At 45.9% G+C, this 21895-nt stretch carries 37 protein-coding genes; 33 read left to right on the top strand and 4 right to left on the bottom strand.

The window, feature by feature from the left end:
* Nucleotides 1–48 precede the first annotated feature (48 nt).
* The 32 genes from tuf to dsbD all read left to right on the top strand — a co-directional run bounded on the left by tuf (nt 49) and on the right by dsbD (nt 17768).
* A complete protein-coding gene (gene tuf / locus ICN23_RS04535; protein WP_071464430.1) occupies nt 49–1239 on the top strand; it encodes an elongation factor Tu in 1191 nt (396 codons plus the stop codon).
* Nucleotides 1240–1356: 117 nt separating this feature from the next.
* Entirely contained in the window at nt 1357–1668 is a 312-nt protein-coding gene (gene rpsJ, locus ICN23_RS04540) for a 30S ribosomal protein S10 (protein ID WP_011901899.1), read from the top strand.
* 197 nt (nt 1669–1865) lie between these two features.
* A complete protein-coding gene (gene rplC / locus ICN23_RS04545; RefSeq protein WP_011901900.1) occupies nt 1866–2522 on the top strand; it encodes a 50S ribosomal protein L3 in 657 nt (218 codons plus the stop codon).
* Between the two features lie 11 nt (nt 2523–2533).
* Entirely contained in the window at nt 2534–3154 is a 621-nt protein-coding gene (gene rplD / locus ICN23_RS04550; RefSeq protein WP_011901901.1) for a 50S ribosomal protein L4, read from the top strand.
* Entirely contained in the window at nt 3151–3465 is a 315-nt protein-coding gene (gene rplW / locus ICN23_RS04555) for a 50S ribosomal protein L23 (RefSeq protein ID WP_068320111.1), read from the top strand. The genes rplD and rplW overlap by 4 nt, the downstream gene beginning before the upstream one ends.
* Nucleotides 3466–3467: 2 nt before the next feature.
* Nucleotides 3468–4298, top strand: coding sequence for a 50S ribosomal protein L2 (gene rplB / locus ICN23_RS04560; protein WP_216231087.1), 831 nt, complete (start codon nt 3468–3470; stop codon nt 4296–4298).
* A 19-nt stretch (nt 4299–4317) separates the two neighbouring features.
* Nucleotides 4318–4596, top strand: coding sequence for a 30S ribosomal protein S19 (rpsS, locus tag ICN23_RS04565; protein WP_011901904.1), 279 nt, complete (start codon nt 4318–4320; stop codon nt 4594–4596).
* A gap of 7 nt (nt 4597–4603) precedes the next feature.
* Nucleotides 4604–4936 carry a 50S ribosomal protein L22 gene (gene rplV / locus ICN23_RS04570; protein ID WP_198929325.1) on the top strand — a complete coding sequence of 111 codons (333 nt, stop codon included), beginning with the start codon at nt 4604–4606 and terminating at the stop codon, nt 4934–4936.
* An 8-nt stretch (nt 4937–4944) separates the two neighbouring features.
* Complete coding sequence (gene rpsC, locus ICN23_RS04575; RefSeq protein ID WP_072582068.1) at nt 4945–5772, top strand: 30S ribosomal protein S3; 828 nt, start codon at nt 4945–4947, stop codon at nt 5770–5772.
* A 2-nt stretch (nt 5773–5774) separates the two neighbouring features.
* Nucleotides 5775–6188, top strand: a complete 414-nt coding sequence (rplP, locus tag ICN23_RS04580) for a 50S ribosomal protein L16 (RefSeq protein WP_011901907.1) — start codon at nt 5775–5777, stop codon at nt 6186–6188.
* A gap of 14 nt (nt 6189–6202) precedes the next feature.
* Nucleotides 6203–6397, top strand: a complete 195-nt coding sequence (gene rpmC / locus ICN23_RS04585; protein ID WP_068320118.1) for a 50S ribosomal protein L29 — start codon at nt 6203–6205, stop codon at nt 6395–6397.
* Nucleotides 6398–6409: 12 nt separating this feature from the next.
* Nucleotides 6410–6679, top strand: a complete 270-nt coding sequence (gene rpsQ / locus ICN23_RS04590; protein ID WP_011901909.1) for a 30S ribosomal protein S17 — start codon at nt 6410–6412, stop codon at nt 6677–6679.
* Between the two features lie 183 nt (nt 6680–6862).
* Nucleotides 6863–7231: a 50S ribosomal protein L14 gene (rplN, locus tag ICN23_RS04595; RefSeq protein WP_015420241.1), complete on the top strand. Its 369-nt coding sequence runs from the start codon at nt 6863–6865 to the stop codon at nt 7229–7231.
* Between the two features lie 9 nt (nt 7232–7240).
* Entirely contained in the window at nt 7241–7549 is a 309-nt protein-coding gene (gene rplX / locus ICN23_RS04600) for a 50S ribosomal protein L24 (RefSeq protein ID WP_011901911.1), read from the top strand.
* Between the two features lie 16 nt (nt 7550–7565).
* Nucleotides 7566–8108 carry a 50S ribosomal protein L5 gene (gene rplE, locus ICN23_RS04605; RefSeq protein ID WP_046329383.1) on the top strand — a complete coding sequence of 181 codons (543 nt, stop codon included), beginning with the start codon at nt 7566–7568 and terminating at the stop codon, nt 8106–8108.
* Between the two features lie 9 nt (nt 8109–8117).
* Nucleotides 8118–8423: a 30S ribosomal protein S14 gene (rpsN, locus tag ICN23_RS04610; protein ID WP_071464445.1), complete on the top strand. Its 306-nt coding sequence runs from the start codon at nt 8118–8120 to the stop codon at nt 8421–8423.
* A 24-nt stretch (nt 8424–8447) separates the two neighbouring features.
* A complete protein-coding gene (gene rpsH / locus ICN23_RS04615; protein WP_011901914.1) occupies nt 8448–8843 on the top strand; it encodes a 30S ribosomal protein S8 in 396 nt (131 codons plus the stop codon).
* A gap of 10 nt (nt 8844–8853) precedes the next feature.
* Nucleotides 8854–9387, top strand: coding sequence for a 50S ribosomal protein L6 (rplF, locus tag ICN23_RS04620; protein ID WP_216231088.1), 534 nt, complete (start codon nt 8854–8856; stop codon nt 9385–9387).
* Nucleotides 9388–9400: 13 nt separating this feature from the next.
* Nucleotides 9401–9754, top strand: a complete 354-nt coding sequence (gene rplR, locus ICN23_RS04625) for a 50S ribosomal protein L18 (protein WP_215360615.1) — start codon at nt 9401–9403, stop codon at nt 9752–9754.
* An 18-nt stretch (nt 9755–9772) separates the two neighbouring features.
* On the top strand, nt 9773–10291 hold the full coding sequence (gene rpsE / locus ICN23_RS04630; protein WP_011901917.1) for a 30S ribosomal protein S5: 519 nt from the start codon (nt 9773–9775) through the stop codon (nt 10289–10291).
* Nucleotides 10292–10315: 24 nt separating this feature from the next.
* Complete coding sequence (gene rpmD, locus ICN23_RS04635; protein ID WP_015420249.1) at nt 10316–10504, top strand: 50S ribosomal protein L30; 189 nt, start codon at nt 10316–10318, stop codon at nt 10502–10504.
* A 27-nt stretch (nt 10505–10531) separates the two neighbouring features.
* Entirely contained in the window at nt 10532–10972 is a 441-nt protein-coding gene (gene rplO, locus ICN23_RS04640; protein WP_068320126.1) for a 50S ribosomal protein L15, read from the top strand.
* A 17-nt stretch (nt 10973–10989) separates the two neighbouring features.
* Nucleotides 10990–12327, top strand: a complete 1338-nt coding sequence (secY, locus tag ICN23_RS04645) for a preprotein translocase subunit SecY (protein WP_216231089.1) — start codon at nt 10990–10992, stop codon at nt 12325–12327.
* Nucleotides 12328–12331: 4 nt separating this feature from the next.
* Nucleotides 12332–12550, top strand: a complete 219-nt coding sequence (infA, locus tag ICN23_RS04650; protein WP_068320132.1) for a translation initiation factor IF-1 — start codon at nt 12332–12334, stop codon at nt 12548–12550.
* Between the two features lie 34 nt (nt 12551–12584).
* A complete protein-coding gene (gene rpmJ / locus ICN23_RS04655; protein ID WP_012357167.1) occupies nt 12585–12701 on the top strand; it encodes a 50S ribosomal protein L36 in 117 nt (38 codons plus the stop codon).
* Nucleotides 12702–12725: 24 nt separating this feature from the next.
* Complete coding sequence (rpsM, locus tag ICN23_RS04660) at nt 12726–13091, top strand: 30S ribosomal protein S13 (protein WP_015420253.1); 366 nt, start codon at nt 12726–12728, stop codon at nt 13089–13091.
* Nucleotides 13092–13109: 18 nt separating this feature from the next.
* Nucleotides 13110–13517: a 30S ribosomal protein S11 gene (rpsK, locus tag ICN23_RS04665; protein ID WP_015420254.1), complete on the top strand. Its 408-nt coding sequence runs from the start codon at nt 13110–13112 to the stop codon at nt 13515–13517.
* 118 nt (nt 13518–13635) lie between these two features.
* Nucleotides 13636–14259: a 30S ribosomal protein S4 gene (gene rpsD / locus ICN23_RS04670; protein ID WP_011901924.1), complete on the top strand. Its 624-nt coding sequence runs from the start codon at nt 13636–13638 to the stop codon at nt 14257–14259.
* 23 nt (nt 14260–14282) lie between these two features.
* On the top strand, nt 14283–15263 hold the full coding sequence (gene rpoA, locus ICN23_RS04675) for a DNA-directed RNA polymerase subunit alpha (RefSeq protein WP_068320137.1): 981 nt from the start codon (nt 14283–14285) through the stop codon (nt 15261–15263).
* Between the two features lie 16 nt (nt 15264–15279).
* Nucleotides 15280–15675 carry a 50S ribosomal protein L17 gene (gene rplQ / locus ICN23_RS04680; RefSeq protein ID WP_087908811.1) on the top strand — a complete coding sequence of 132 codons (396 nt, stop codon included), beginning with the start codon at nt 15280–15282 and terminating at the stop codon, nt 15673–15675.
* A gap of 69 nt (nt 15676–15744) precedes the next feature.
* Nucleotides 15745–16095 (top strand): divalent-cation tolerance protein CutA, encoded by a 351-nt coding sequence (gene cutA / locus ICN23_RS04685; RefSeq protein WP_216231090.1) that lies wholly within the window; start codon nt 15745–15747, stop codon nt 16093–16095.
* Nucleotides 16092–17768: a protein-disulfide reductase DsbD gene (gene dsbD / locus ICN23_RS04690; RefSeq protein WP_216231091.1), complete on the top strand. Its 1677-nt coding sequence runs from the start codon at nt 16092–16094 to the stop codon at nt 17766–17768. The genes cutA and dsbD overlap by 4 nt, the downstream gene beginning before the upstream one ends.
* Nucleotides 17769–17800: 32 nt before the next feature.
* On the opposite strand, the gene hemB is transcribed toward dsbD, so the two are convergent.
* Together hemB and yihA are read right to left on the bottom strand one after the other, a co-directional pair.
* On the bottom strand, nt 17801–18823 hold the full coding sequence (gene hemB, locus ICN23_RS04695; protein WP_216231092.1) for a porphobilinogen synthase: 1023 nt from the start codon (nt 18821–18823) through the stop codon (nt 17801–17803).
* Nucleotides 18807–19472: a ribosome biogenesis GTP-binding protein YihA/YsxC gene (gene yihA / locus ICN23_RS04700; protein WP_216231094.1), complete on the bottom strand. Its 666-nt coding sequence runs from the start codon at nt 19470–19472 to the stop codon at nt 18807–18809. Before yihA ends, hemB begins: the two co-directional genes overlap by 17 nt.
* Nucleotides 19473–19586: 114 nt before the next feature.
* On the opposite strand from yihA, the gene ICN23_RS04705 reads away from it, so the two are divergent.
* Nucleotides 19587–20312: a cytochrome c gene (locus ICN23_RS04705; protein ID WP_216231096.1), complete on the top strand. Its 726-nt coding sequence runs from the start codon at nt 19587–19589 to the stop codon at nt 20310–20312.
* 91 nt (nt 20313–20403) lie between these two features.
* On the opposite strand, the gene lysA is transcribed toward ICN23_RS04705, so the two are convergent.
* Nucleotides 20404–21702, bottom strand: a complete 1299-nt coding sequence (gene lysA / locus ICN23_RS04710) for a diaminopimelate decarboxylase (protein WP_216860542.1) — start codon at nt 21700–21702, stop codon at nt 20404–20406.
* Nucleotides 21702–21893, bottom strand: a complete 192-nt coding sequence (locus ICN23_RS10090) for a lipoprotein (RefSeq protein WP_223146560.1) — start codon at nt 21891–21893, stop codon at nt 21702–21704. Before ICN23_RS10090 ends, lysA begins: the two co-directional genes overlap by 1 nt.
* Nucleotides 21894–21895: the final 2 nt, after the last annotated feature.

A 21895-nucleotide genomic window follows, 5' to 3' on the forward strand; every position in this document is an offset into this window, starting at 1 on the left:
TATCCACATTAATTTTGAATATTGACTAGCTAAAGAAGGCAGACAAAAATGGCAAAAGAAAAGTTCGAGCGGACAAAACCGCACGTAAACGTAGGCACCATCGGTCACGTTGACCACGGTAAAACCACATTGACAGCAGCAATCGCAACCGTGCTTTCTAAAGCATTCGGTGGCGAAGCGAAAGCATACGATCAGATCGATGCTGCTCCAGAAGAAAAAGCACGTGGTATTACGATTAATACTGCGCACGTTGAGTATGAGACAGCTAACCGTCACTATGCTCACGTCGATTGCCCAGGACATGCTGACTACGTTAAGAACATGATTACTGGTGCTGCTCAGATGGACGGCGCAATTTTAGTTTGCTCTGCTGCTGACGGCCCAATGCCACAAACTCGTGAGCACATCCTCTTGGCACGCCAAGTGGGCGTTCCTTACATCGTAGTGTTCTTGAACAAGTGCGACATGGTTGATGACGCTGAATTGCTCGAGTTAGTTGAAATGGAAGTTCGTGAGCTTCTGTCTAAGTACAACTTCCCTGGCGATGACACACCAATCATCCAAGGTTCTGCTAAGTTAGCGCTCGAAGGCGACGAAGGCCCATTGGGTAAAGAAGCCATCATGAAATTGGCTGAAGCATTAGACACCTACATCCCAACTCCAGAGCGTGCTGTTGACGGCGCGTTCTTGATGCCAGTAGAAGACGTGTTCTCTATCTCCGGTCGCGGTACTGTTGTTACAGGCCGTATCGAGCGCGGTATCGTTAAGGTTGGTGAAGAGATCGAAATCATCGGTATCAAACCAACACTCAAGACCACTTGTACTGGTGTTGAAATGTTCCGCAAATTGCTCGACCAAGGTCAAGCAGGCGATAACGTTGGTATCTTGTTACGCGGTACAAAACGTGAAGAAGTTGAGCGCGGCCAAGTATTGGCTAAGCCAGGTTCAATCACCCCACATACTCACTTTACAGCCGAGGTTTACATCTTGGGTAAAGACGAAGGTGGTCGTCATACTCCATTCTTTAACAACTATCGTCCACAGTTTTACTTCCGCACTACGGACGTAACTGGTTCAATCGAGTTGCCAAAAGACAAAGAAATGGTAATGCCTGGTGATAACGTAACAATTACCGTAAAACTCATCGCTCCTATCGCGATGGAAGAAGGTTTACGTTTTGCGATCCGTGAAGGTGGCCGTACTGTTGGCGCCGGCGTGGTTGCAAAGATTTTGGCTTAAGTTTTTACTAGTAATAAATATTTAGCGGTTTGCTAACCGGTGACATCAGTGCTGCTGATGTCACCGTGCTCTTTAGATGTATAACGTGGCAGCACCACAACGCTCTTTGGAATTAATATGCAAAACCAAAAAATTCGTATTCGCCTTAAAGCATTTGATTACCGTTTAATCGACCAGTCTGCAGCTGAAATCGTTGATACAGCTAAGCGTACTGGTGCAGTTGTTAAGGGTCCAGTACCTTTGCCAACTCGTATTGAGCGCTTTGATATCTTGCGTTCACCACACGTGAACAAGACATCTCGTGATCAATTAGAGATCCGTACCCACCTCCGTTTGATGGATATCGTTGATCCTACAGAGAAAACTGTAGATGCTTTGATGAAATTAGACCTCCCAGCAGGTGTGGACGTCGAAATTAAGTTGCAGTAATTTGTTGTTTCCGGTCTTTTTGCTTGTCAAGATCGGTATTTCGGGATAGAATCTAAGGCTTCGCTCAATTATTTGAGCGAAAATCTTAGTTTTATCAGCATCAAAAACGTTGTAAGTTATTGATTTAGAAGTACTTTTACTTGTAAATCACTTAAATTAATTTTGCCGACCAATCGAAGTCGGCGTGGAGCATGAATATGAGCTTAGGCTTAATCGGCCGCAAGGTCGGCATGACCCGTCTATTTACGGACGAAGGGGATTCAATCCCTGTAACCGTAATTGACGTGAGCGACAACAGAATCGCTCAAATCAAGACCCAGGCAACTGATGGCTATGATGCTATCCAGTTGGCACATGGCACACGTAGAGCTACTCGCGTTACTAAAGCAATGGCTGGTCACTTCGCCAAAGCTGGTGTGATGGCTGGTAACGGTCTCAACGAATTCCAATTAGACGCAGCAAAAATCGCAGAAATGACACCAGGACAAGTAATTCCTGCTGACACTGCATTTACTGCTGGTCAAAAAGTGGACGTACAAGGCGTGTCTATCGGTAAGGGCTACGCAGGTACCATCAAGCGTTATCACTTCGCTTCTGGTCGCGCATCCCACGGTAACTCACGTTCACATAACGTACCAGGCTCAATCGGTATGGCGCAAGATCCAGGTCGTGTTTTCCCTGGTAAGCGTATGACCGGTCACTTGGGTGATGTTACACGTACAGTTCAAAATTTAGTCATCGCACGCATTGATGCAGAACGCAATCTCATCATGGTTAAAGGCGCTATTCCAGGTGCCCCAGGCGGTAAAGTTATTGTTACTCCAGCGGTTAAAACACCGTTGAAGAAGAAATAAGGAGAGCGAATATGGAACTTAAGCTTCTCCAAGACAACGGTACTTTAGGTGCAGGCGTACAAGCTTCACCAGAAGTATTCGAACGTGAATATAACGAAGCATTGGTACACCAAGTTGTAGTGGCTTACCAAGCAAATGCACGAAGCGGTAACCGTGCACAAAAAGACCGTGAGCAAGTAAAGCACACAACTAAGAAACCTTGGCGTCAAAAAGGTACTGGTCGTGCACGTGCTGGTATGAGCTCTTCCCCGCTGTGGCGTGGAGGTGGTCGTATATTCCCAAATTCTCCAGAAGAGAATTTCAGCCAGAAAGTAAACAAGAAAATGTACCGCGCTGGTATGAGATCAATTTTGTCTCAGTTAGCTCGCGAAGGTCGTTTGAATGTTGTTGATCAATTTTCTCTTGACGCTCCAAAGACTAAAGTTTTAGCTGACAAAGTTAAAGCAATGGGCTTGGATTCAGTCTTGATTATTGTTGATCAGGTTAGCGAGAACTTGTACTTGGCATCACGTAACTTGCATAAAGTTGCTGTATGTGAGCCACAGCACGCTGATCCATTAGCTTTGGTTCAATACAAAAAAGTATTGGTAAGCAAAGCTGCGATCGCAAAAATTGAGGAGTTGCTGAAATGAGCCAAGTCCGTAAAAATGATCACAACCTGATGAGGGTTCTGCTTGGACCGGTTATCTCTGAAAAAGCCACTATGGTTGCAGAGAAAAACGAACAAGTAGTTTTCCAAGTAGCTCGCGACGCAAATAAGAGCGATGTCAAACAGGCAGTTGAGTTGCTCTTTAAGGTGCAAGTTGACTCAGTTCAAATCGTAAATCAAAAGGGTAAGCCAAAGCGCTATGGCCGTTTTGAAGGTCGTCGTGACCACACTAAGAAGGCCTACGTAAGCTTGAAGCCAGGTCAAGAAATTAACTTTGAAGCGGAGGCGAATTAATCATGCCTTTGATGAAGACAAAACCGACCTCACCAGGTCGTCGTTCAATGGTCAAGGTGGTAAATCCTGACCTGCATAAAGGTAAACCTTTTGCAGCGTTGGTGGAGCCACAATTCCAAAAAGCGGGTCGTAACAATAATGGTCACATCACTACCCGTCATAAGGGTGGTGGACATAAGCATCACTATCGTGTTGTTGATTTCAAACGCAACGACAAAGATGGCATTCCAGCAAAAGTTGAACGCTTGGAATACGATCCAAACCGCAGTGCAAATATTGCATTGATTTTGTTTGCTGATGGTGAGCGTCGCTATATTCTGGCTGCAAAAGGCATGACTGTCGGTCAGGCGTTGATGAGTGGCTCTGAAGCCCCAATCAAATCTGGCAACAACTTGCCGATTCGCAATATTCCAGTTGGTAGCACTATTCACTGTGTAGAAATCATGCCAGGCAAAGGTGCACAAGTTGCACGTTCAGCTGGTGGTTCAGCAGTATTGTTAGCTCGTGAAGGCGTATACGCTCAAGTGCGTTTGCGCTCCGGTGAAGTTCGCCGTGTTCTGATTGAGTGCCGCGCCACCATTGGTGAAGTTGGCAACGAAGAGCATAGCTTGCGTCAAATTGGTAAAGCAGGTGCAAATCGCTGGCGTGGTATTCGCCCAACCGTTCGCGGTGTGGCAATGAACCCAGTAGATCACCCACACGGTGGTGGTGAAGGTAGAACTGGCGAAGGCCGTGTACCTGTATCTCCATGGGGCACTCCAACCAAAGGTTATCGCACACGTCGCAATAAGCGTACAACTTCGATGATCGTTCAACGTCGTCAAAAACGTTAAGCGATAAGGATAAATAGATATGACACGTTCAGCTAAAAAAGGCCCATTCTGCGACGCCAGCTTAGTAAAAAAAGTTGAAGTTGCACAAGCCAACAAAGACAAAAAGCCGATCAAAACTTGGTCACGCCGTTCAACAATTCTCCCAGACTTTATTGGTCTGACGATTGCTGTACATAACGGTCGTCAACACGTTCCGGTATATGTATCAGAAAACATGGTGGGTCATAAGTTAGGCGAATTTGCCTTGACCCGTACTTTCAAAGGTCACGCTGCTGACAAGAAAGTAACGAAGAAGTAAGGGGATGATGATGGAAGTTAAAGCTATTCACAAGGGTGCCCGCATTTCTGCGCAAAAGACACGTTTGGTCGCCGACCAAATTCGTGGTTTGCCGATTGCTCGCGCATTAAACATTTTGAACTTCAGCCCCAAGAAAGCTGCCTTCATTGTGAAGAAAGTTGTTGAGTCCGCAGTGGCCAACGCTGAACACAATAAAGGTGCTGACATTGATGAGCTCAAGGTTTCAGCAATTATTGTTGATAAAGGCACTTCATTGAAGCGCTTTACCGCACGCGCTAAGGGTCGTGGCAATCAAATTGAAAAACAAACTTGTCACATTAGCGTGACCTTGAGTAACTAAGGAAAGATATGGGACAAAAGATAAACCCAACCGGATTCCGACTCGCGGTAACGAAGAATTGGACATCACGTTGGTATGCAAACAATACTGACTTCGCAAAGATGTTGAAAGAGGACGTTGATGTCCGAATCTATCTTAAGAAGAAGTTGAAGAATGCGTCCGTAAGCAAAGTAGTGATTGAGCGTCCTGCAAAGAACGCACGTATCACTATCTATAGCTCACGTCCAGGCGTTGTAATCGGTAAAAAAGGCGAAGATATTGAAGTGCTCCGCCGCGAATTACAAAAGCGCATGGGCGTTCCAGTTCACGTGAACATCGAAGAAATTCGTAAGCCTGAAGTGGATGCGCAATTGATCGCTGACTCTATTACTCAACAGTTAGAGAAGCGCATTATGTTCCGCCGTGCTATGAAGCGTGCAATGCAAAATGCAATGCGTCTTGGTGCACAAGGCATCAAGATCATGTCATCAGGCCGTTTGAATGGTGCTGAGATTGCTCGTCGCGAATGGTACCGTGAAGGTCGCGTTCCACTTCATACATTGAAGGCGGATATCGATTACGCAACCTCCGAAGCTGAAACTACATACGGCATCATCGGTGTAAAAGTTTGGGTATACAAAGGCGACACATTGGGTCGTGGTGCAGAAGCTCAAGTAGCTGCTCCATCTGCTGAACCAGCTGCCGAAGAAAAGAAAACTCGTCGTGCTCCAAGCAAGACAGCTGCTCGTAAACCAGCTGCTGGCACAGACAAGCCATTAGTTGCTGCTAAACCAGCAGTAAAGCGTGTGCGTAAGGTTGAAACACCTGCCGCAGATACGCAGAAGTCAGGAGAGTAAGCATGCTACAACCAAAGCGTCGCAAGTATCGTAAGGAACAAAAAGGCCGTAACACTGGCGTGGCAACACGTGGTAGTTCTGTAGCCTTTGGTGACTTTGGATTGAAGGCCGTTGGCCGTGGTCGTTTGACTGCTCGTCAAATCGAGTCAGCACGTCGTGCAATGACTCGTCACATTAAACGTGGTGGCCGTATTTGGATTCGCATTTTCCCAGATAAGCCAATTTCACAAAAACCTGCTGAAGTACGTATGGGTAACGGTAAAGGTAACCCAGAGTACTACGTAGCTGAAATTCAACCAGGCAAAGTGCTCTACGAGATGGACGGTGTTGATGAGCAATTGGCGCGCGAAGCTTTCAAGCTTGCTGCTGCTAAGTTGCCTTTACAGACCACTTTCGTGATTCGCCACTTAGGTTGATCGGGATAGAGATTATGAAAAATACAGAATTAGCATCAAAAGATCTGAACGCTTTAAATGCAGAGTTGACCGAGTTGCTTAAGACCGGCTTCAAGCTACGCATGCAAAAAGGCACTCAGCAACTCACAAATACCAGCCAATTGGGTAAAAATAAGCGCGACATCGCTCGTGTGAAGACTTTTATCGCCCAAAAGACTGCACAGAAATAAGGAAAAAGGGATATGACAGAATTATCTAAACCCTTGCGCCGTACCCTCGTGGGACGCGTTGTTAGCGACAAAATGCAAAAAACTGTGACGGTGTTGGTTGAGCGTCAAGTTAAGCATCCAGTGATTGGTAAGTACGTTGGCCAGTCCAAAAAGTACCACGCTCATGACGAAGCTGGCACATACAAGATGGGTGATACCGTTGAAATAGCTGAATCTAAGCCAATTTCACGCACTAAATCTTGGGTTGTGACCCGTTTAGTTGAGGCTTCAAAGGGTATTTAAAGAAATATTAGGGATTTTGGCGAAGTTTCTTCCCAAATCCCTGTTTTACGTAGTAGAATAGAAGGCTTCTCTGGTTTTATTGGAGAAGCAGTGTTTTTCATTAATTCCGGGTTTTAGCTTTCGTTAAAGCCCATAGACGGAACCAAGACTGTTTGCCTTTGGCCAATAAGTTGGGGATTAGAAATGATACAAACCGAAAGTAGATTACAGGTTGCCGATAACACAGGCGCCAGTGAAGTGTTGTGCATCAAGGTATTGGGCGGCTCTAAGCGTCGTTACGCCAGTATCGGTGATGTCATTAAAGTGACTGTAAAGTCCGCTGCTCCACGTGGCCGTGTAAAAAAAGGTGACATTTATAACGCCGTAGTAGTGAGAACTGCTAAGGGTGTTCGCCGTCCAGATGGTTCATTGATTAAGTTCGATGGCAACGCTGCGGTATTGCTCAACGCAAAGTTAGAGCCAATTGGCACACGTATCTTTGGACCAGTGACGCGCGAGTTGCGTACTGAAAAGTTCATGAAGATCGTTTCTCTCGCCCCCGAAGTTATTTAAGAGGCTGATATGAAAAAGATTCGTAAAGGTGATTCCGTAGTTCTGTTGACTGGCCGCGATAAGGGCAAGCAAGGAACTGTTACAGCCGTTCTCGAGAACAAATTAGTGATCGAAGGCGTAAACATTTATAAAAAGAGCGTTAAGCCAAATCCAGCAGCCGGTGTTACTGGCGGCATGATTGACAAGACGATGCCTGTTCACATTTCTAATGTGGCTGTGGTTGACGGTAACGGCAAACCATCACGTGTTGGTATCAAACTCGTGGACGGTAAAAAGCAACGTTTCCTCAAAACCACTGGCGCAACTTTAAGCGCATAAGGGGCACGGAGAAATTATGAGCACACGTTTTCAAGAACACTATCAAGCTAAAGTAGTTGCAGATTTGATTGCCAAGTTTGGTTACAAGTCTGTAATGGAAGTTCCACGTATCACTAAGGTAACCCTCAACATGGGTTTAGGCGATGCAGTGAACGACAAGAAAATTATCGAAAATGCAGTTGGCGATTTAACTAAAGTTGCTGGTCAAAAGCCAGTGGTAACTAAAGCGAAAAAAGCGATTGCAGGTTTCAAGATTCGTCAAGGCTATCCAATCGGTGCCATGGTGACATTGCGTGGTGCACGCATGTACGAATTCTTGGATCGTTTCGTTACTGTTGCATTGCCACGCGTACGCGACTTCCGCGGTATTTCTGGTAAAGCATTTGATGGCCGTGGTAACTACAACATCGGCGTTAAAGAACAGATCATTTTCCCTGAAATCGAATACGACAAGATTGATGCCCTCCGTGGTCTCAATATCAGTATTACGACGACTGCTAAAACCGACGAAGAAGCAAAAGCTTTGTTGGCAGCATTCAAATTCCCTTTCCGCAATTAAGAGGCTAACGTGGCAAAACTATCCCTGATTGAGCGCGAGAATAAGCGCGCAAAAACTGTAGAGAAGTACGCTGCCAAGCGTGCTGAACTCAAAGCGATCATTGCTGATCAATCACGCAGCGATGAAGAGCGCTATGAAGCTCGCTTGAAGCTACAGGCACTTCCACGTAATGCAAGCCCGATTCGTCAAAGAAATCGTTGTTCATTAACCGGTCGCCCACGTGGCACATTCCGTAAATTCGGATTGGCTCGTAGCAAGATTCGTGAAATCGCCTTCCGTGGCGAAATCCCCGGTTTAACCAAGGCCAGCTGGTAAGCGGCGAAAGAATTAGGAGAACTCATGAGTATCAGCGATCCAATCGCCGACATGTTGACAAGGATCCGCAATGCGCAAGCAGTGCAGAAACCCGTAGTCTTGATGCCGTCGTCAAAAGTTAAAGTAGCCATCGCAAAAGTTTTGCAAGATGAAGGCTATATCGAAAGTTTCGAAATCAAAGGTGAAGCAGCTAAGCCAGTGCTCCACATTGATCTCAAATACTATGCAGGCCGTCCTGTTATCGAGCGTATCGACCGTGTATCTACACCAAGTCTGCGTATCTATAAAGGCCGTCATGACATTCCAGAAGTAATGAATGGCTTGGGCATTGCAATTATTTCAACCCCTCAAGGCGTAATGACAGACCGTAAAGCACGTGCAACAGGCGTGGGCGGCGAAGTTATTTGCTACGTAGCTTAAGGAGCGAAATATGTCCCGCGTAGGTAAATCACCAATTACAGTTCCTAAAGGCGCTGAAATCAGCATCAACGGTGCAAACATCACAGTTAAGGGTCCATTAGGCACTTTGACACATAACTTGCATCCTTCTGTTGGTTTGAAACAAGAAGATGGCGTATTGACAGTTGTTTTAAATAACGACACACCAGAAGCTGGTGCACAGTCAGGTACAGCACGCGCTTTAGTGAACAACATGGTTGTTGGCGTGACTACTGGCTTTGAGCGCAAGCTTAGCTTGGTAGGCGTTGGTTACCGTGCTGCTGCTCAAGGCGAAACATTGAAATTGCAGTTAGGTTTCTCACACGACATTATTTACAACCTGCCAAAGGGTGTGAAGGCTGAGACTCCAACTCAAACTGAAATCATTATCAAAGGTTCCAACAAGCAGCAAGTTGGCCAGGTCGCAGCTGAAGTTCGCGCATACCGTTCACCAGAGCCATACAAAGGCAAGGGTGTTCGCTACGTGGATGAGGTTGTGCATCTGAAAGAAACTAAGAAGAAGTAAGCGAGATTAGAAAATGAATAAAGACGAATCCAGACAAAGACGCGCTAGGCAGACTCGTATTCGCATTGCCGAGGCATTGGCAAATCGCTTAACAGTTATCCGTAGCAATACTCATATTTCTGCTCAGGTTTATAGCCCATGCGGAACCAAGGTTGTAGCAGCTGCTTCAACAATGGAAAAAGATTTGCGCCAAGCGATCAAAAACGGCGGCAACGCTGAAGCGGCAAAACAAATCGGCAAGTTAGTTGCTGAGCGTGCTGTTAAGGCAGGCGTTGTTGATGTTGCGTTTGATCGCTCCGGTCATCGTTACCACGGCCGTATTAAGGCCTTAGCTGAAGCTGCGCGTGAAGCCGGCCTGAAGTTCTAATAGGGTTTAGGAAAAAACATGGCAAAAATGCAAACTAAGATGCAAAACGAAGAGCGTGATGATGGTCTTCGCGAGAAGATGATCGCTGTTAATCGTGTAACTAAAGTGGTTAAGGGTGGTCGTATTCTCGGCTTCGCTGCACTCACTGTAGTTGGCGATGGCGATGGCCGCATCGGCATGGGTAAAGGTAAGTCAAAAGAAGTTCCGGTTGCTGTTCAAAAGGCAATGGACGAAGCTCGTCGCAAGATGATCAAAGTTACTTTACGTAAAGGTACTTTGCAGCACACTGTTACTGGTCAACATGGCGCGTCACGCGTTTTGATTTCTCCAGCTAAAGACGGTACTGGAATTATTGCTGGCGGCCCAATGCGCGCGATTTTCGACGTAATGGGCGTAACTAACGTGGTAGCTAAGTCACTTGGCTCAACAAACCCATACAACTTGGTTCGTGCAACCATTGACGGTTTGAGCAAGATGAGTACTCCTGCTGAGATTGCTGCGAAGCGCGGTAAGTCAGTTGAAGAGATTCTCGGCTAAGACCAAAAGATTAGGAATCTATAAATGACAACATCTAACTCCAAAGTCAAACTGCAATTAGTACGCAGCTTGATCGGTACACGCGAAAGCCATCGTGCAACTGTACGTGGCTTAGGCCTAGGTCGTATCAATTCAGTTTCTGAATTGGAAGACACTCCAGCTGTTCGCGGCATGATTAATAAAGTTTCTTATCTAGTTAAAGTCATTGGCTAATAACTAGCAAGTAAATAGGCGAAGAATATGCAACTCAACACAATTAAACCTGCAGAAGGCTCTAAGAAAAACCGTCGTCGCGTTGGTCGCGGCATTGGTTCTGGTCTTGGTAAAACTGCTGGCCGTGGTCACAAAGGTCAAAAATCCCGTTCTGGTGGTTTCCACAAGGTTGGATTTGAAGGCGGTCAGATGCCTATGTATCGTCGTTTGCCAAAACGCGGTTTCGTATCTTTGACACGTCGTCACGTTGGCCAAATTACTTTGAACGACTTAGCAAAAATCAACTTGCCAGAAGTGGACCTCTTGGTATTGAAGGCTCACGGCTTTGCTGGTGAGCAGATCAATGCAGTTAAGGTGATCAAGACTGGCGAACTCAAAATTGCTGTAACCCTCAAGGGCATTACAGCTACTGCTGGCGCGAAAGCTGCTATTGAAGCAGCTGGCGGCAAATTGGTTGAGTTAGCTTAATAGGCCTTTTAGTAAATATGGCATTAGCACCTACCAATAACGCAAGCACTGCAGCAGCAGGTGGCAAGTTTGGCGAATTACGCCAACGCTTAGTCTTCCTGGTGTTGGCTTTGCTCGTGTTCCGTTTGGGTGCGCACATTCCCGTTCCTGGCATTGATCCAGACCAATTGGCACAGCTGTTTTCTGGTCAAAAAGACGGTATCTTGGGAATGTTCAATCTATTCTCAGGTGGCGCTTTATCTCGCTTCACCGTATTTGCTTTAGGAATCATGCCTTACATTTCTGCATCGATCATCATGCAGTTAATGACTATTGTTGTACCTTCTTTAGAGGCTTTGAAAAAAGAAGGTCAAGCTGGTCAACGTAAGATTACCCAGTACACCCGCTACGGCACAGTGTTATTGGCTACATTCCAGGCATTAGGTATTTCTGTTGCCTTGCAAGCACAACCGGGTTTGGTTATTAACCCAGGTTTGATGTTTGAATTGAATACTGTAGTGACTTTAGTAACCGGCACAATGTTCTTAATGTGGCTCGGTGAGCAAATTACTGAGCGCGGTTTGGGCAACGGCATTTCTATTATTATTTTCGGTGGCATTGTTTCAGGTCTGCCAAATGCTTTAGCAAGCTTATTAGAGTTGGTTCGTACTGGCTCAATGAATATTGTTTCTGCACTGCTGATCGTTGTAATTTGTGTGGCAGTGACTTATTTTGTGGTGTTTGTCGAGCGCGGTCAGCGCCGCATCTTGGTGAACTATGCAAAGCGTCAAGTTGGTAACAAGATTTACGGCGGCCAGTCTTCTTATTTCCCATTGAAGTTGAATATGGCAGGTGTTATTCCTCCAATTTTTGCTTCTTCAATCATTTTGTTCCCTGCAACGATTGCTGGCTGGTTCACATCAGGCGAGCCAACCAATATGTTCAGCAGAATGATTAAAGACTTGGCTGCAACTTTGGCACCAGGCCAACCTGTGTATACGATTTTGTATGCAGCTGCGATTATTTTCTTCTGTTTTTTCTATACCGCATTGGTATTTAACAGCCGTGAAACAGCTGAGAATTTGAAGAAGAGCGGCGCATTTGTTCCAGGTATTCGTCCTGGCGACCAAACAGCACGTTACATCGACAAGATCTTGGTGCGTTTAACTTTAGCTGGTGCAATTTATATGGTTCTGGTTTGCTTGTTGCCAGAATTCTTGGTGTTGAAGTACAACGTGCCGTTTTATTTCGGTGGTACTTCATTGTTGATTATTGTTGTTGTTGCAATGGATTTCATGGCTCAAGTTCAGTCATTTGTTATGCAACAGCAGTACGGCTCTTTGATGAAAAAAGCCAACTTTAAGATGGGCGCTTAACTGAATGTCTAAAGACGATGTAATTCAGATGGCGGGAGAAGTTGTAGAGAATTTGCCGAACGCGATGTTTCGCGTGAAGCTGGAAAACGGACATGTGGTTCTAGGGCACATTTCTGGAAAGATGCGGATGCATTACATCCGTATTTTGCCGGGAGATAAGGTGACGGTGGAGATGACTCCTTACGACCTGACGCGCGCCAGAATCATTTTCCGTGCGAAGTAAAGATTAAGTAGTACCTATTTTTAAGAGGTGAGTTATGAAAGTTTTAGCATCCGTTAAGTGTATTTGCAGAAATTGCAAGATCATTAAGCGCAAACGCGTTGTGCGCGTGATCTGTTCTTCAGACGCACGTCATAAGCAGCGTCAAGGCTGATCTGGTTAATTAAGAGGAAATCTCATGGCACGTATCGCTGGGGTAAACATCCCAAATCATCAACATACTGTTATCGGTTTAACAGCAATTTTTGGCATTGGCACAACTCGTGCACGCAAAATTTGTGAAACTACAGGTGTTGCAATCGACAAAAAAGTTAAAGACCTTACTGACGGTGACTTGGAAAAGTTGCGTGATGAAGTGGGTAAATTCATTACTGAAGGTGACCTTCGTCGTGAAGTAACTATGAGCATCAAGCGTTTGATGGACTTAGGTTGCTACCGCGGTGTTCGTCATCGTAAGGGCTTGCCTGTACGTGGTCAACGTACTAAGACTAACGCGCGCACCCGTAAGGGCCCACGTAAGTCTGGCGTGCAACTGAAGAAATAATCAAGAAAGTTTATTGACATGGCAAAACAACAATCCGCTTCCGCCGCTTCACAGCGCGCTCGTAAGAAGGTTAAAAAGAACGTTGCTGACGGTATTGCACACGTTCACGCTTCTTTTAACAACACCATTATTACGATCACTGATCGTCAAGGAAATGCGCTTTCATGGGCAACTTCTGGCGGCCAGGGCTTCAAAGGCTCACGTAAATCAACACCTTTTGCTGCTCAGGTAGCTGCAGAAGTTGCTGGTAAGACAGCCATTGAATGCGGCATCAAGAACTTGGAAGTTCAGATCAAAGGCCCAGGCCCAGGTCGTGAATCAGCAGTGCGTGCATTGAACTCATTGGGCATCAAGATCACTGAGATTCAAGACGTAACCCCAGTTCCACATAATGGTTGCCGTCCTCCAAAGCGTCGTCGTATTTAAGCTTGGAAGTTGGCAGTACAACAGTTTCAGTAGTTTTTTATTAAAGCCCACTGTTCGCCTGATTTAAAGGGCGAACTCACCGCCGGTCGCAAGACTGCGGCAAAGAAAGGAAAGCATCGTGGCACGTTACTTAGGGCCTAAGGCCAAATTAGCACGTCGGGAAGGTACCGACTTATTTTTAAAGAGCGCACGTCGCGCCCTGTCAGACAAGTGCAAGTTAGATACTAAGCCTGGTCAACATGGTCGTACATCTGGCTCAAGAACATCTGATTACGGTAATCAATTGCGTGAAAAGCAAAAGGTTAAGCGTATCTATGGCGTATTAGAGCGTCAATTCCGTCGTTACTTCGCAGAAGCTGAGCGTCGTAAGGGCAACACTGGTGAAACATTGCTCCAGTTGCTTGAGTCACGTCTCGACAACGTGGTTTATCGCATGGGCTTTGGTTCAACACGCGCTGAAGCACGTCAGTTGGTTTCTCATTGCGCAATTTTGCTCAATGGTAGCCCTGTCAATATTCCATCTATTCAGGTTAAGCCTGGTGATGTTGTTGCTATTCGTGAAAAAGCGAAGAAGCAAGCGCGTATTACAGAATCACTCAATTTGGTTGGGCAAATGGCAGCTGTTACTTGGGTTTCAGTTGACGCAGCCAAGCTCGAGGGAACATTTAAGCAAGTGCCTGACCGCGAAGATATTAGCGGTGAAATTAATGAAAGTTTGATCGTCGAATTGTATTCACGCTAATTAGGCACTCTCAAGGAAAAAATATGCAAACAAATTTGCTCAAGCCAAAGATTATTTCTGTTGAAGCGCTTACCGCCAACCAAGCTAAGGTTGTTATGGAGCCGTTCGAGCGTGGCTATGGCCACACACTCGGAAATGCATTACGTCGTGTACTTTTGTCCTCGATGGTTGGTTATGCACCAACTGAAGTAGCTATTGCAGGTGTTGTTCATGAGTACTCCACATTAGATGGAGTTCAAGAGGACGTAGTAAATCTCTTGTTGAACCTCAAAGGTATCGTATTTAAGTTGCAGTCACGTGACGAAGTTACTATCAATTTGCGTAAAGAAGGCCCAGGCGTTGTTACTGCAAAAGATATCGATTTGCCACATGATGTAGAAATCATGAACCCTGATCACGTGATCGCTCACTTGTCTGCTGGTGGCAAGTTGGATATGCAGATCAAGGTTGAAAAAGGTCGTGGCTATGTTCCGGGTAACGTACGTCAATACAACGACGAAGCTACTAAGATCATTGGCCGTATCGTGTTGGATGCTTCATTCAGCCCGGTAAGTCGTGTTAGCTACGCTGTTGAATCTGCTCGTGTTGAGCAACGTACCGACCTCGATCGTCTCGTAATGACCATCGAAACAAACGGTGTGTTGTCTCCTGAAGAAGCAATTCGTCAAGCAGCTAGCATCTTGGTTGATCAGTTAGTTGTATTCGCAGCCCTCGAAAGCAGCGAAGTTTCTGGTGATTTAGCACCAAGCCGCTCTTCAATGGTTGATCCAATGTTGATGCGTCCGGTAGATGACCTCGAGTTGACAGTTCGCTCTGCAAACTGCTTGAAGGCTGAGAACATTTACTACATCGGTGACTTGATTCAACGTACAGAGAATGAATTGTTGAAGACGCCTAATCTAGGTCGTAAATCTTTGAATGAAATCAAAGATGTATTGGCGGCTCGTGGCTTAAGTCTTGGCATGAAACTCGAAAGCTGGCCTCCAGCTAACCTCGAGAAATAATTAGAAAGGAAGCATCATGCGTCACGGAAACGGCTTACGCAAACTAAACAGAACATCATCACATCGCTTGGCGATGCTGCGCAACATGTCCAATTCACTTTTGGAGCACGAAGTCATTAAAACGACTTTGCCAAAAGCCAAAGAATTGCGTATGGTTGTTGAGCCTTTGATTACCTTGGGTAAAAAAGACAACTTAGCAAACCGTCGCTTGGCATTCAATCGCACACGTGATCGCGATATCGTAGCCAAGCTCTTCACAGAACTCGGCCCACGTTACGCAACACGTCCAGGTGGCTACCTTCGTATTTTGAAGTTTGGCTTCCGTCACGGCGACAATGCACCTATGGCATTGGTTGAGTTGGTGGATCGCCCCGAAGTTGAAGAAACAGCAGTAGTAGCTGAAGAGGCTTAAGTCTCACGGTTACAGTAAAAAGCCAGGCTTCGGTCTGGCTTTTTTCATTTATCAGGTTATAAATACAGAATGTCTAAAAACATCCCAGTCAATCACAGTAAGCTTTTGGTGGTGGTTACCAGCCTTCCTAGTTTGGATGCTGCTAAGGGCTTAGCCCGTGCCTTAGTTGAGCAGAATTTAGCTGCTTGCGCGCAGCTGACTGAGGGTATTCATTCGATTTATCGCTGGGAAGGCAAAATTTGCGAAGAGCAAGAAGTGTTGTTATCTGCAAAAACTATCGAAGCAAAGTGGCTTGAGATATTGGCTTTTATTCAAAGTGCCCATCCTTATGACCTGCCTGAGATCTTGGCTTTTTCACCAGAGCAGCATGAAAGACAGTACGGCGCATGGGTCGAGTCTGAGGTAAATTCGAAGTCATGAAATTACATTCTTTCTTGGTAAGAATTTTTGCGGTCATGTTACTCCTCTCTGCGCAAGTATTTGCTGCGCAAGATTTCTTGCCTCCAGAAAAAGCATTTCGGGTGGAGGCCACTTGGTTAGAAAATTCCAATCAAGTCGAACTAGAATTTCTGCCTTCTAAAGGTTATTACATCTACCAAGAGTCTTTAAAGTTCCAAGCAGGCTCACAGGCTGAGAAGCTAAGCAATATAAGGCCTGCATTACCACCGGGCATAGAAAAATTTGATGAAACTTTTCAAAAAAAGCTTCAGGTATACAAAGAACCATTCTTAGTTTTTCTAGAGATTAAGCCTGCAGTTGGGCAGCCTGTTCATTTGGAGATCACTCTTCAGGGTTGTGCAGAGGCAGGCATTTGCTACCCACCCATGACCCTTAAATTTTTACTTGCTGGACCCGGGGTCAAGGCTGCACCAATTCCAGATGTATTGGAGGGCGCGCCTTCACCTAGCTTTAAGGGAGGCGTGGAATTTAGTCTGACGGATTTATGGCGTGAGCGTGATGATGTAAATGCTATCGGCCGCTTTTTGGAAAACACTTCAACTGCGTATTTATTTCTAGCCTTCTTTGTATTGGGCCTGGCTTTGGCATTTACGCCTTGCGTGCTTCCCATGTTGCCGATCCTATCCAGCGTCATCTTCGGGACTCAAGGTGGCAAAGCTATTTCAAAGGGCCGCGCTAGCGCCCTAGCATTGGCCTACGTCTTAGGGATGGCTTTGGTATATGCCTTAGCAGGCGTGCTCATGGCGGCTCTGGGGGGCAGCGTACAGCGTGCCCTACAAAGTCCTTTTGCGCTCGCCACCTTTGCCCTCTTGCTATTAGCTCTCTCTGGCAGTCTCTTTGGCTTATATGATCTGCGTCTACCCCAATCATGGCATCAGCATGTTGATAGGCTTGCAGGGCGTCAAAAGGGCGGCAGTGCATTTGGGGCCTTTGCTTTGGGCGGCATTTCTACCTTGGTAGCTAGCCCATGCATTACGGCTCCCTTGGCAGGCGTTCTAGCCTTCATTGCGCAAACCGGCTCTATGAGTTTAGGCGCCGGACTCCTCTTTGTAATGGCGCTAGGAATGGGTCTACCGCTGCTATTTATTGCTGTTGAAGCCCGCATCTTGATTCCATCTACTGGAATCTGGATGGTGTGGTTACAGCGCACTCTAGGTGTTTTATTGGTTGCAACGGCTGCTTGGATTGCCTCGCCATTGCTGCAAAAGAATGACGCTCCTGGAACTGCAAAAACAGTTAATGGTCAGAGTATTCACCAAGTTGGAGACTTGGCGTTTATTGTGATTCAGTCGCCGGCGCAGCTTGATGTTCAATTGAGCAAAGCCAAAGAAGAAAAGAAACTAGTCCTCTTGGATTTTTATGCTGATTGGTGCATTAGTTGCAAAGAAATGGAAGTCAATACTTTTGCAAATCCAGAAGTCAGTAAAGTGCTAAAGCAGTTTGTTTTATTACAGGCTGATGTCACTGCAAACAGCCCCGATAACCAGGCTTTGCTGAAGCGCTTTGGTTTATTTGGTCCCCCAGGCATTCTGATCTTTGATCAAAATTCGCAAGAGCAAAAAGATCAACGTGTGATTGGCTATATGCCACCACAACGTTTTATTGAGCGCTTAAGAAACGTGTTGAAAAACTAAAGCAGCCATACAGCAACCGAGTTACTACTTCATTATTTGTTAGCTGCTTTAATGAGTCGCGCCGCTTCAAGCGCAAAGTAAGTCAGAACACCATCGGCACCAGCACGTTTAAATGCAAGTAGTGATTCCATCATTACAGCATCGTGATCTAACCAACCATTTTGTGCAGCGGCTTTGAGCATGGCATATTCACCACTCACTTGGTATGCATAAGTTGGGTAATCAAACTCTTCGCGTACGCGACGAACAATATCTAAATAAGGCATGCCAGGTTTGACCATCACCATATCAGCACCTTCGCTAATATCGAGGGCAATCTCTCGCAAAGCCTCATCCCCATTGGCGCAATCCATTTGGTAGGTCTTTTTATCTGCCTTGCCTAGGTTCTTGGCAGAGCCTACGGCATCTCTAAATGGACCATAAAACGCAGAAGCATATTTAGCTGAGTAAGCCATGATGCGAGTGTGAATCAATTTCTTTTGTTCAAGCGCTTCACGAATTTTTCCGATGCGACCATCCATCATGTCTGAGGGTGCGACGATATCGACGCCAGCCTCAGCTTGCGCAATCGCTTGTTGAACTAAGATTGCAGTAGTTTCATCATTGAGAATGCGACCTTGCTCATCAAGGACACCATCTTGACCATGACTTGTATAGGGATCAAGTGCTACATCCGTCATGATGCCTAGATTGGGAAAGCGTTTTTTGAGTTCGCGAACGGCAGTTGGAATAAGACCATTTGGATTAAATGCTTCTTTACCATCAGGCGTTTTTAGCGAGGAGTTGATCACCGGAAAGAGTGCAAGAACTGGAATACCTAAATCAACACACTCTTGTGCAACTGGAATGAGTAGATCTAAAGATACGCGATTGACACCAGGCATTGAGACAACGGCTTCGGATTTGCCTTGGCCTTCAAGCAGGAACACTGGGTAGATCAAGTCATTGGCAGAGACGCTGTTCTCTTGCATAAGGCGGCGTGACCAATCATCACGACGCATGCGGCGAGGACGATGCCCCGGAAAATTAAGCAATGAATTAGCTGGTGATTTCATCTTCTTTAGTCTCTGCTTCAAATAACCATTTAATAACAATATTGTCGGCCTCTTCAAGACCGATGCGTTTGGTGCTTGAAAATAATTGTGCCGTAAGTTGCTTGGACTCACCAGTGCCATCGGGCAAAGCTGGGTCGTATTGCTGCAGTTGCTTGCGGACTGCTTCAAGCGCATGCTTGCACTCACTTTTATTGAGTTTGTCGCATTTACTGAGCAAAACGTGGATTGGTTTACCGGTTGGGACAAACCACTCAATCATTTGCTCATCCAAATCGGTGATGCCGCGCCTAGAGTCCACAATAAGGATCATGCCGACTAACTGCTCGCGCTCCTGCAAATAGTCGCTTAGCAGGGCATTCCAGTGGTATTTGGTTTCATGGTTGACAGCTGCATAGCCATAGCCTGGCAAGTCCACTAAGTAGGCTAGGAGGTCATCTTTGGCAAAAAGGCCGAAATAGTTGATATGTTGGGTGCGGCCAGGCGTTTTACTGGCAAAAGCGAGTCTTTTTTGGTTGCAAAGGACGTTTATAGCGCTGGATTTGCCCGCATTTGAGCGTCCGGCAAAGGCTACCTCACGCAGGGGTGTGGCAGGCAGGCAATGGGTGTCATTGACTGTAGTGGCGAAGCGGGCTTGAAAGAGTTTAGACATGTCCAGAAGCTATTGTAAAATCACGCAAAATCATGAAATATCTCATGGTGTTGGGTAAAAGGTTGTAAATGCAGGGCCCAAACACTTTTAGGAATTTTTGCCAAGGTAAACATAATGCGTCAAACCTCTCAAATCTCCAAATTAACTAGCTTACGTGCTGGTTTTGCGGCTCTCTCTATTTTCGCCTTGATTGGCATTTCTGGCACAGTTTTTGCTGCCGATGCGGCTCCGGCTGCACCTGCTGCTGAAGCTAAGGCTGCTGTTCCAGGCAAGCCAAAAGTTGATGCAGCAGCTGGCGAAGCTCTGTACTCTAATGGCGACCCTTCACGCGGCGTTACAGCTTGTCTTACTTGCCACGGCCCTAAAGGTCAAAGCGCAGTTGCTACTTGGCCTAAGTTATCTGCTCAACACGCAGCATATACAGCCAAGCAGTTGAAGAACTTTAAAGAAGGTACTCGTGCTAATCCTGTGATGATGGGTATGTCAGCCACATTGACTGAACAGGATATGCAAAACATTGCAGCTTATTTAGTTAAGCAGCCCGTTTCTTTGGGTGTTGCTCAAGACAAGGCAACCATCGAGTTAGGTCAAAGTATCTACCGCGGCGGTATTGCAGCAAAGGGTGTTCCAGCATGTGCAGCTTGCCATAGCCCAACAGGTGCTGGCATTCCTTCACAGTACCCACGTTTAGGTGGTCAATGGGCTGATTACTCATACGCACAATTGGTTGCATTTAGTAATGGCACTCGCAAGAATGGTCCAATGATGACGGCTATTGCAGGCAAGATGTCAGATTTAGAAATGAAAGCAGTTTCTGACTACATCGCAGGATTACGTTAATTAGTAACAGCATAAAAAACAAAACCCCGCTCATGTAGCGGGGTTTTTTATTGCCTCAAACTTTTACGACGTTATCAACAGATGTAAATTGTTAACTTGGTAAAACTGTTTCCGAAGAGAATAAATCCGCAGTATTTTCACGAGCACGAATGACGTAAGCATTTTTTCCATCAACCATAATCTCAGCAGGTTTAGGGCGCGTATTGTAGTTGGATGCCATTACAAAACCATAAGCGCCAGCAGAAAGAATGGCGAGAAGATCGCCTTCTTCAATAGCTAGATGACGATCTCTTCCTAGCCAGTCACCGGATTCGCAAACAGGGCCAACAATGTCATAAGTTAAGGCTGTAGCTGTTTTATTCTGTACCGGGACAATGCCATGATGCGCTTCATATAAGGCTGGACGCATCAGCTCAGTCATTGCGGCATCCACAATACAAAAGTTCTTTTCAGCACCTGGCTTTAAATATTCCACCGTGGTTAGGAGTACGCCAGCATTACCAACTAATGATCTGCCTGGCTCAAGAACAACATCCAGATGGCCAAAGCCACGTTCAGCCACGCGATTTAATAAAGTGTTTGTAAAGTCGGTAATGTCTGGCGGAGTTTCATCGCTATATGAAATTCCGAGACCGCCACCTAGATCTAGGTGGTGAATAACAATGCCTTCTTTTTTCAGTTGTGCAACAAGGTCCAATACTTTGTCGAGCGCATCTAAGTAAGGTGCAGTAGTGGTAATTTGTGAGCCAATGTGGCAATCAATACCGACAACATCAATTTGAGAAAGTTGTGATGCTTCACGGTATGTTTTTAAAACCTCGTGATAGGCGATGCCAAATTTATTGCCCTTCAATCCAGTAGAAATATAAGGATGAGTTTGTGCATCCACATCCGGATTAACGCGTAAAGAAATAGGGGCGCGCAGATTTAATTCAGATGCAACCCGATTGATTTTATGTAGCTCGGCGATGGACTCAACATTGATGCATTTCACACCAGCTTTTAGGGCTGCGCCAATTTCAGAGGCGGATTTACCTACGCCAGCAAATACCAGGCTTTTCGGATCTGCACCAATGGCTAACGCACGCGCTAATTCGCCGCCGCTAACTAAATCAAACCCAGAGCCCAATTTTTTAAAGCAATCAAGCACTGCTAAATTACTATTGGCTTTCATGGCATAGTGCACGCGCGCACGACGTTTGCCGTTGCTATCAATACAGGCCTTATCGTATGCCTGATAGGCCTCAGTTAATGCTTTTTTGCTATAGACATAGAGCGGGGTGCCAAACTCTTTTGCTAAATCTGCCAGTGGAATTTCTTCGGCAAACCAGTTGCCATTACGTTCCGAAAAACCGGATAACTGAGGAATTGGAAGTGCTTTGCTTGTCATTACTTGGCCGTTGAAGGATTGCTTGGGCTGGCAGGTGTTTGGGGTGGGTAGAGTTTGCCTTTGGGTTCAGGCTCTGTGGGAGCCGGAGGGGCAGATGGCACATTGGGCAAAAATAGCGGTCCTCTTACCCCACACCCAACAAGGGATATTAAAAAGCTAAGGCAGAGGGCTCTATTAAGAATCGCTATCATGA

The organism is Polynucleobacter sp. MWH-Jannik1A5, from assembly GCF_018881795.1.
In the GTDB taxonomy this organism is placed as follows: Bacteria; Pseudomonadota; Gammaproteobacteria; order Burkholderiales; family Burkholderiaceae; genus Polynucleobacter.

Coding starts and splice junctions, on each gene's coding strand:
- dsbD (WP_216231091.1), top strand. CDS start 16,092: ATGAAATTACATTCTTTCTTGGTAAGAATTTTTGCGGTCATGTTACTC.
- rplO (WP_068320126.1), top strand. CDS start 10,532: ATGCAACTCAACACAATTAAACCTGCAGAAGGCTCTAAGAAAAACCGT.
- rplQ (WP_087908811.1), top strand. CDS start 15,280: ATGCGTCACGGAAACGGCTTACGCAAACTAAACAGAACATCATCACAT.
- rpsC (WP_072582068.1), top strand. CDS start 4,945: ATGGGACAAAAGATAAACCCAACCGGATTCCGACTCGCGGTAACGAAG.
- lysA (WP_216860542.1), bottom strand. CDS start 21,702: ATGACAAGCAAAGCACTTCCAATTCCTCAGTTATCCGGTTTTTCGGAA.
- rpmC (WP_068320118.1), top strand. CDS start 6,203: ATGAAAAATACAGAATTAGCATCAAAAGATCTGAACGCTTTAAATGCA.
- rpsK (WP_015420254.1), top strand. CDS start 13,110: ATGGCAAAACAACAATCCGCTTCCGCCGCTTCACAGCGCGCTCGTAAG.
- rplW (WP_068320111.1), top strand. CDS start 3,151: ATGAGCCAAGTCCGTAAAAATGATCACAACCTGATGAGGGTTCTGCTT.
- rplE (WP_046329383.1), top strand. CDS start 7,566: ATGAGCACACGTTTTCAAGAACACTATCAAGCTAAAGTAGTTGCAGAT.
- rpsQ (WP_011901909.1), top strand. CDS start 6,410: ATGACAGAATTATCTAAACCCTTGCGCCGTACCCTCGTGGGACGCGTT.
- rplC (WP_011901900.1), top strand. CDS start 1,866: ATGAGCTTAGGCTTAATCGGCCGCAAGGTCGGCATGACCCGTCTATTT.
- rpmJ (WP_012357167.1), top strand. CDS start 12,585: ATGAAAGTTTTAGCATCCGTTAAGTGTATTTGCAGAAATTGCAAGATC.
- rpsH (WP_011901914.1), top strand. CDS start 8,448: ATGAGTATCAGCGATCCAATCGCCGACATGTTGACAAGGATCCGCAAT.
- infA (WP_068320132.1), top strand. CDS start 12,332: ATGTCTAAAGACGATGTAATTCAGATGGCGGGAGAAGTTGTAGAGAAT.
- rpsS (WP_011901904.1), top strand. CDS start 4,318: ATGACACGTTCAGCTAAAAAAGGCCCATTCTGCGACGCCAGCTTAGTA.
- cutA (WP_216231090.1), top strand. CDS start 15,745: ATGTCTAAAAACATCCCAGTCAATCACAGTAAGCTTTTGGTGGTGGTT.
- hemB (WP_216231092.1), bottom strand. CDS start 18,823: ATGAAATCACCAGCTAATTCATTGCTTAATTTTCCGGGGCATCGTCCT.
- rpsE (WP_011901917.1), top strand. CDS start 9,773: ATGGCAAAAATGCAAACTAAGATGCAAAACGAAGAGCGTGATGATGGT.
- tuf (WP_071464430.1), top strand. CDS start 49: ATGGCAAAAGAAAAGTTCGAGCGGACAAAACCGCACGTAAACGTAGGC.
- rplR (WP_215360615.1), top strand. CDS start 9,401: ATGAATAAAGACGAATCCAGACAAAGACGCGCTAGGCAGACTCGTATT.
- rplP (WP_011901907.1), top strand. CDS start 5,775: ATGCTACAACCAAAGCGTCGCAAGTATCGTAAGGAACAAAAAGGCCGT.
- yihA (WP_216231094.1), bottom strand. CDS start 19,472: ATGTCTAAACTCTTTCAAGCCCGCTTCGCCACTACAGTCAATGACACC.
- rplF (WP_216231088.1), top strand. CDS start 8,854: ATGTCCCGCGTAGGTAAATCACCAATTACAGTTCCTAAAGGCGCTGAA.
- rpoA (WP_068320137.1), top strand. CDS start 14,283: ATGCAAACAAATTTGCTCAAGCCAAAGATTATTTCTGTTGAAGCGCTT.
- ICN23_RS10090 (WP_223146560.1), bottom strand. CDS start 21,893: ATGATAGCGATTCTTAATAGAGCCCTCTGCCTTAGCTTTTTAATATCC.
- rplV (WP_198929325.1), top strand. CDS start 4,604: ATGATGGAAGTTAAAGCTATTCACAAGGGTGCCCGCATTTCTGCGCAA.
- secY (WP_216231089.1), top strand. CDS start 10,990: ATGGCATTAGCACCTACCAATAACGCAAGCACTGCAGCAGCAGGTGGC.
- rpsM (WP_015420253.1), top strand. CDS start 12,726: ATGGCACGTATCGCTGGGGTAAACATCCCAAATCATCAACATACTGTT.
- rplD (WP_011901901.1), top strand. CDS start 2,534: ATGGAACTTAAGCTTCTCCAAGACAACGGTACTTTAGGTGCAGGCGTA.
- ICN23_RS04705 (WP_216231096.1), top strand. CDS start 19,587: ATGCGTCAAACCTCTCAAATCTCCAAATTAACTAGCTTACGTGCTGGT.
- rplB (WP_216231087.1), top strand. CDS start 3,468: ATGCCTTTGATGAAGACAAAACCGACCTCACCAGGTCGTCGTTCAATG.
- rplX (WP_011901911.1), top strand. CDS start 7,241: ATGAAAAAGATTCGTAAAGGTGATTCCGTAGTTCTGTTGACTGGCCGC.
- rpsJ (WP_011901899.1), top strand. CDS start 1,357: ATGCAAAACCAAAAAATTCGTATTCGCCTTAAAGCATTTGATTACCGT.
- rplN (WP_015420241.1), top strand. CDS start 6,863: ATGATACAAACCGAAAGTAGATTACAGGTTGCCGATAACACAGGCGCC.
- rpmD (WP_015420249.1), top strand. CDS start 10,316: ATGACAACATCTAACTCCAAAGTCAAACTGCAATTAGTACGCAGCTTG.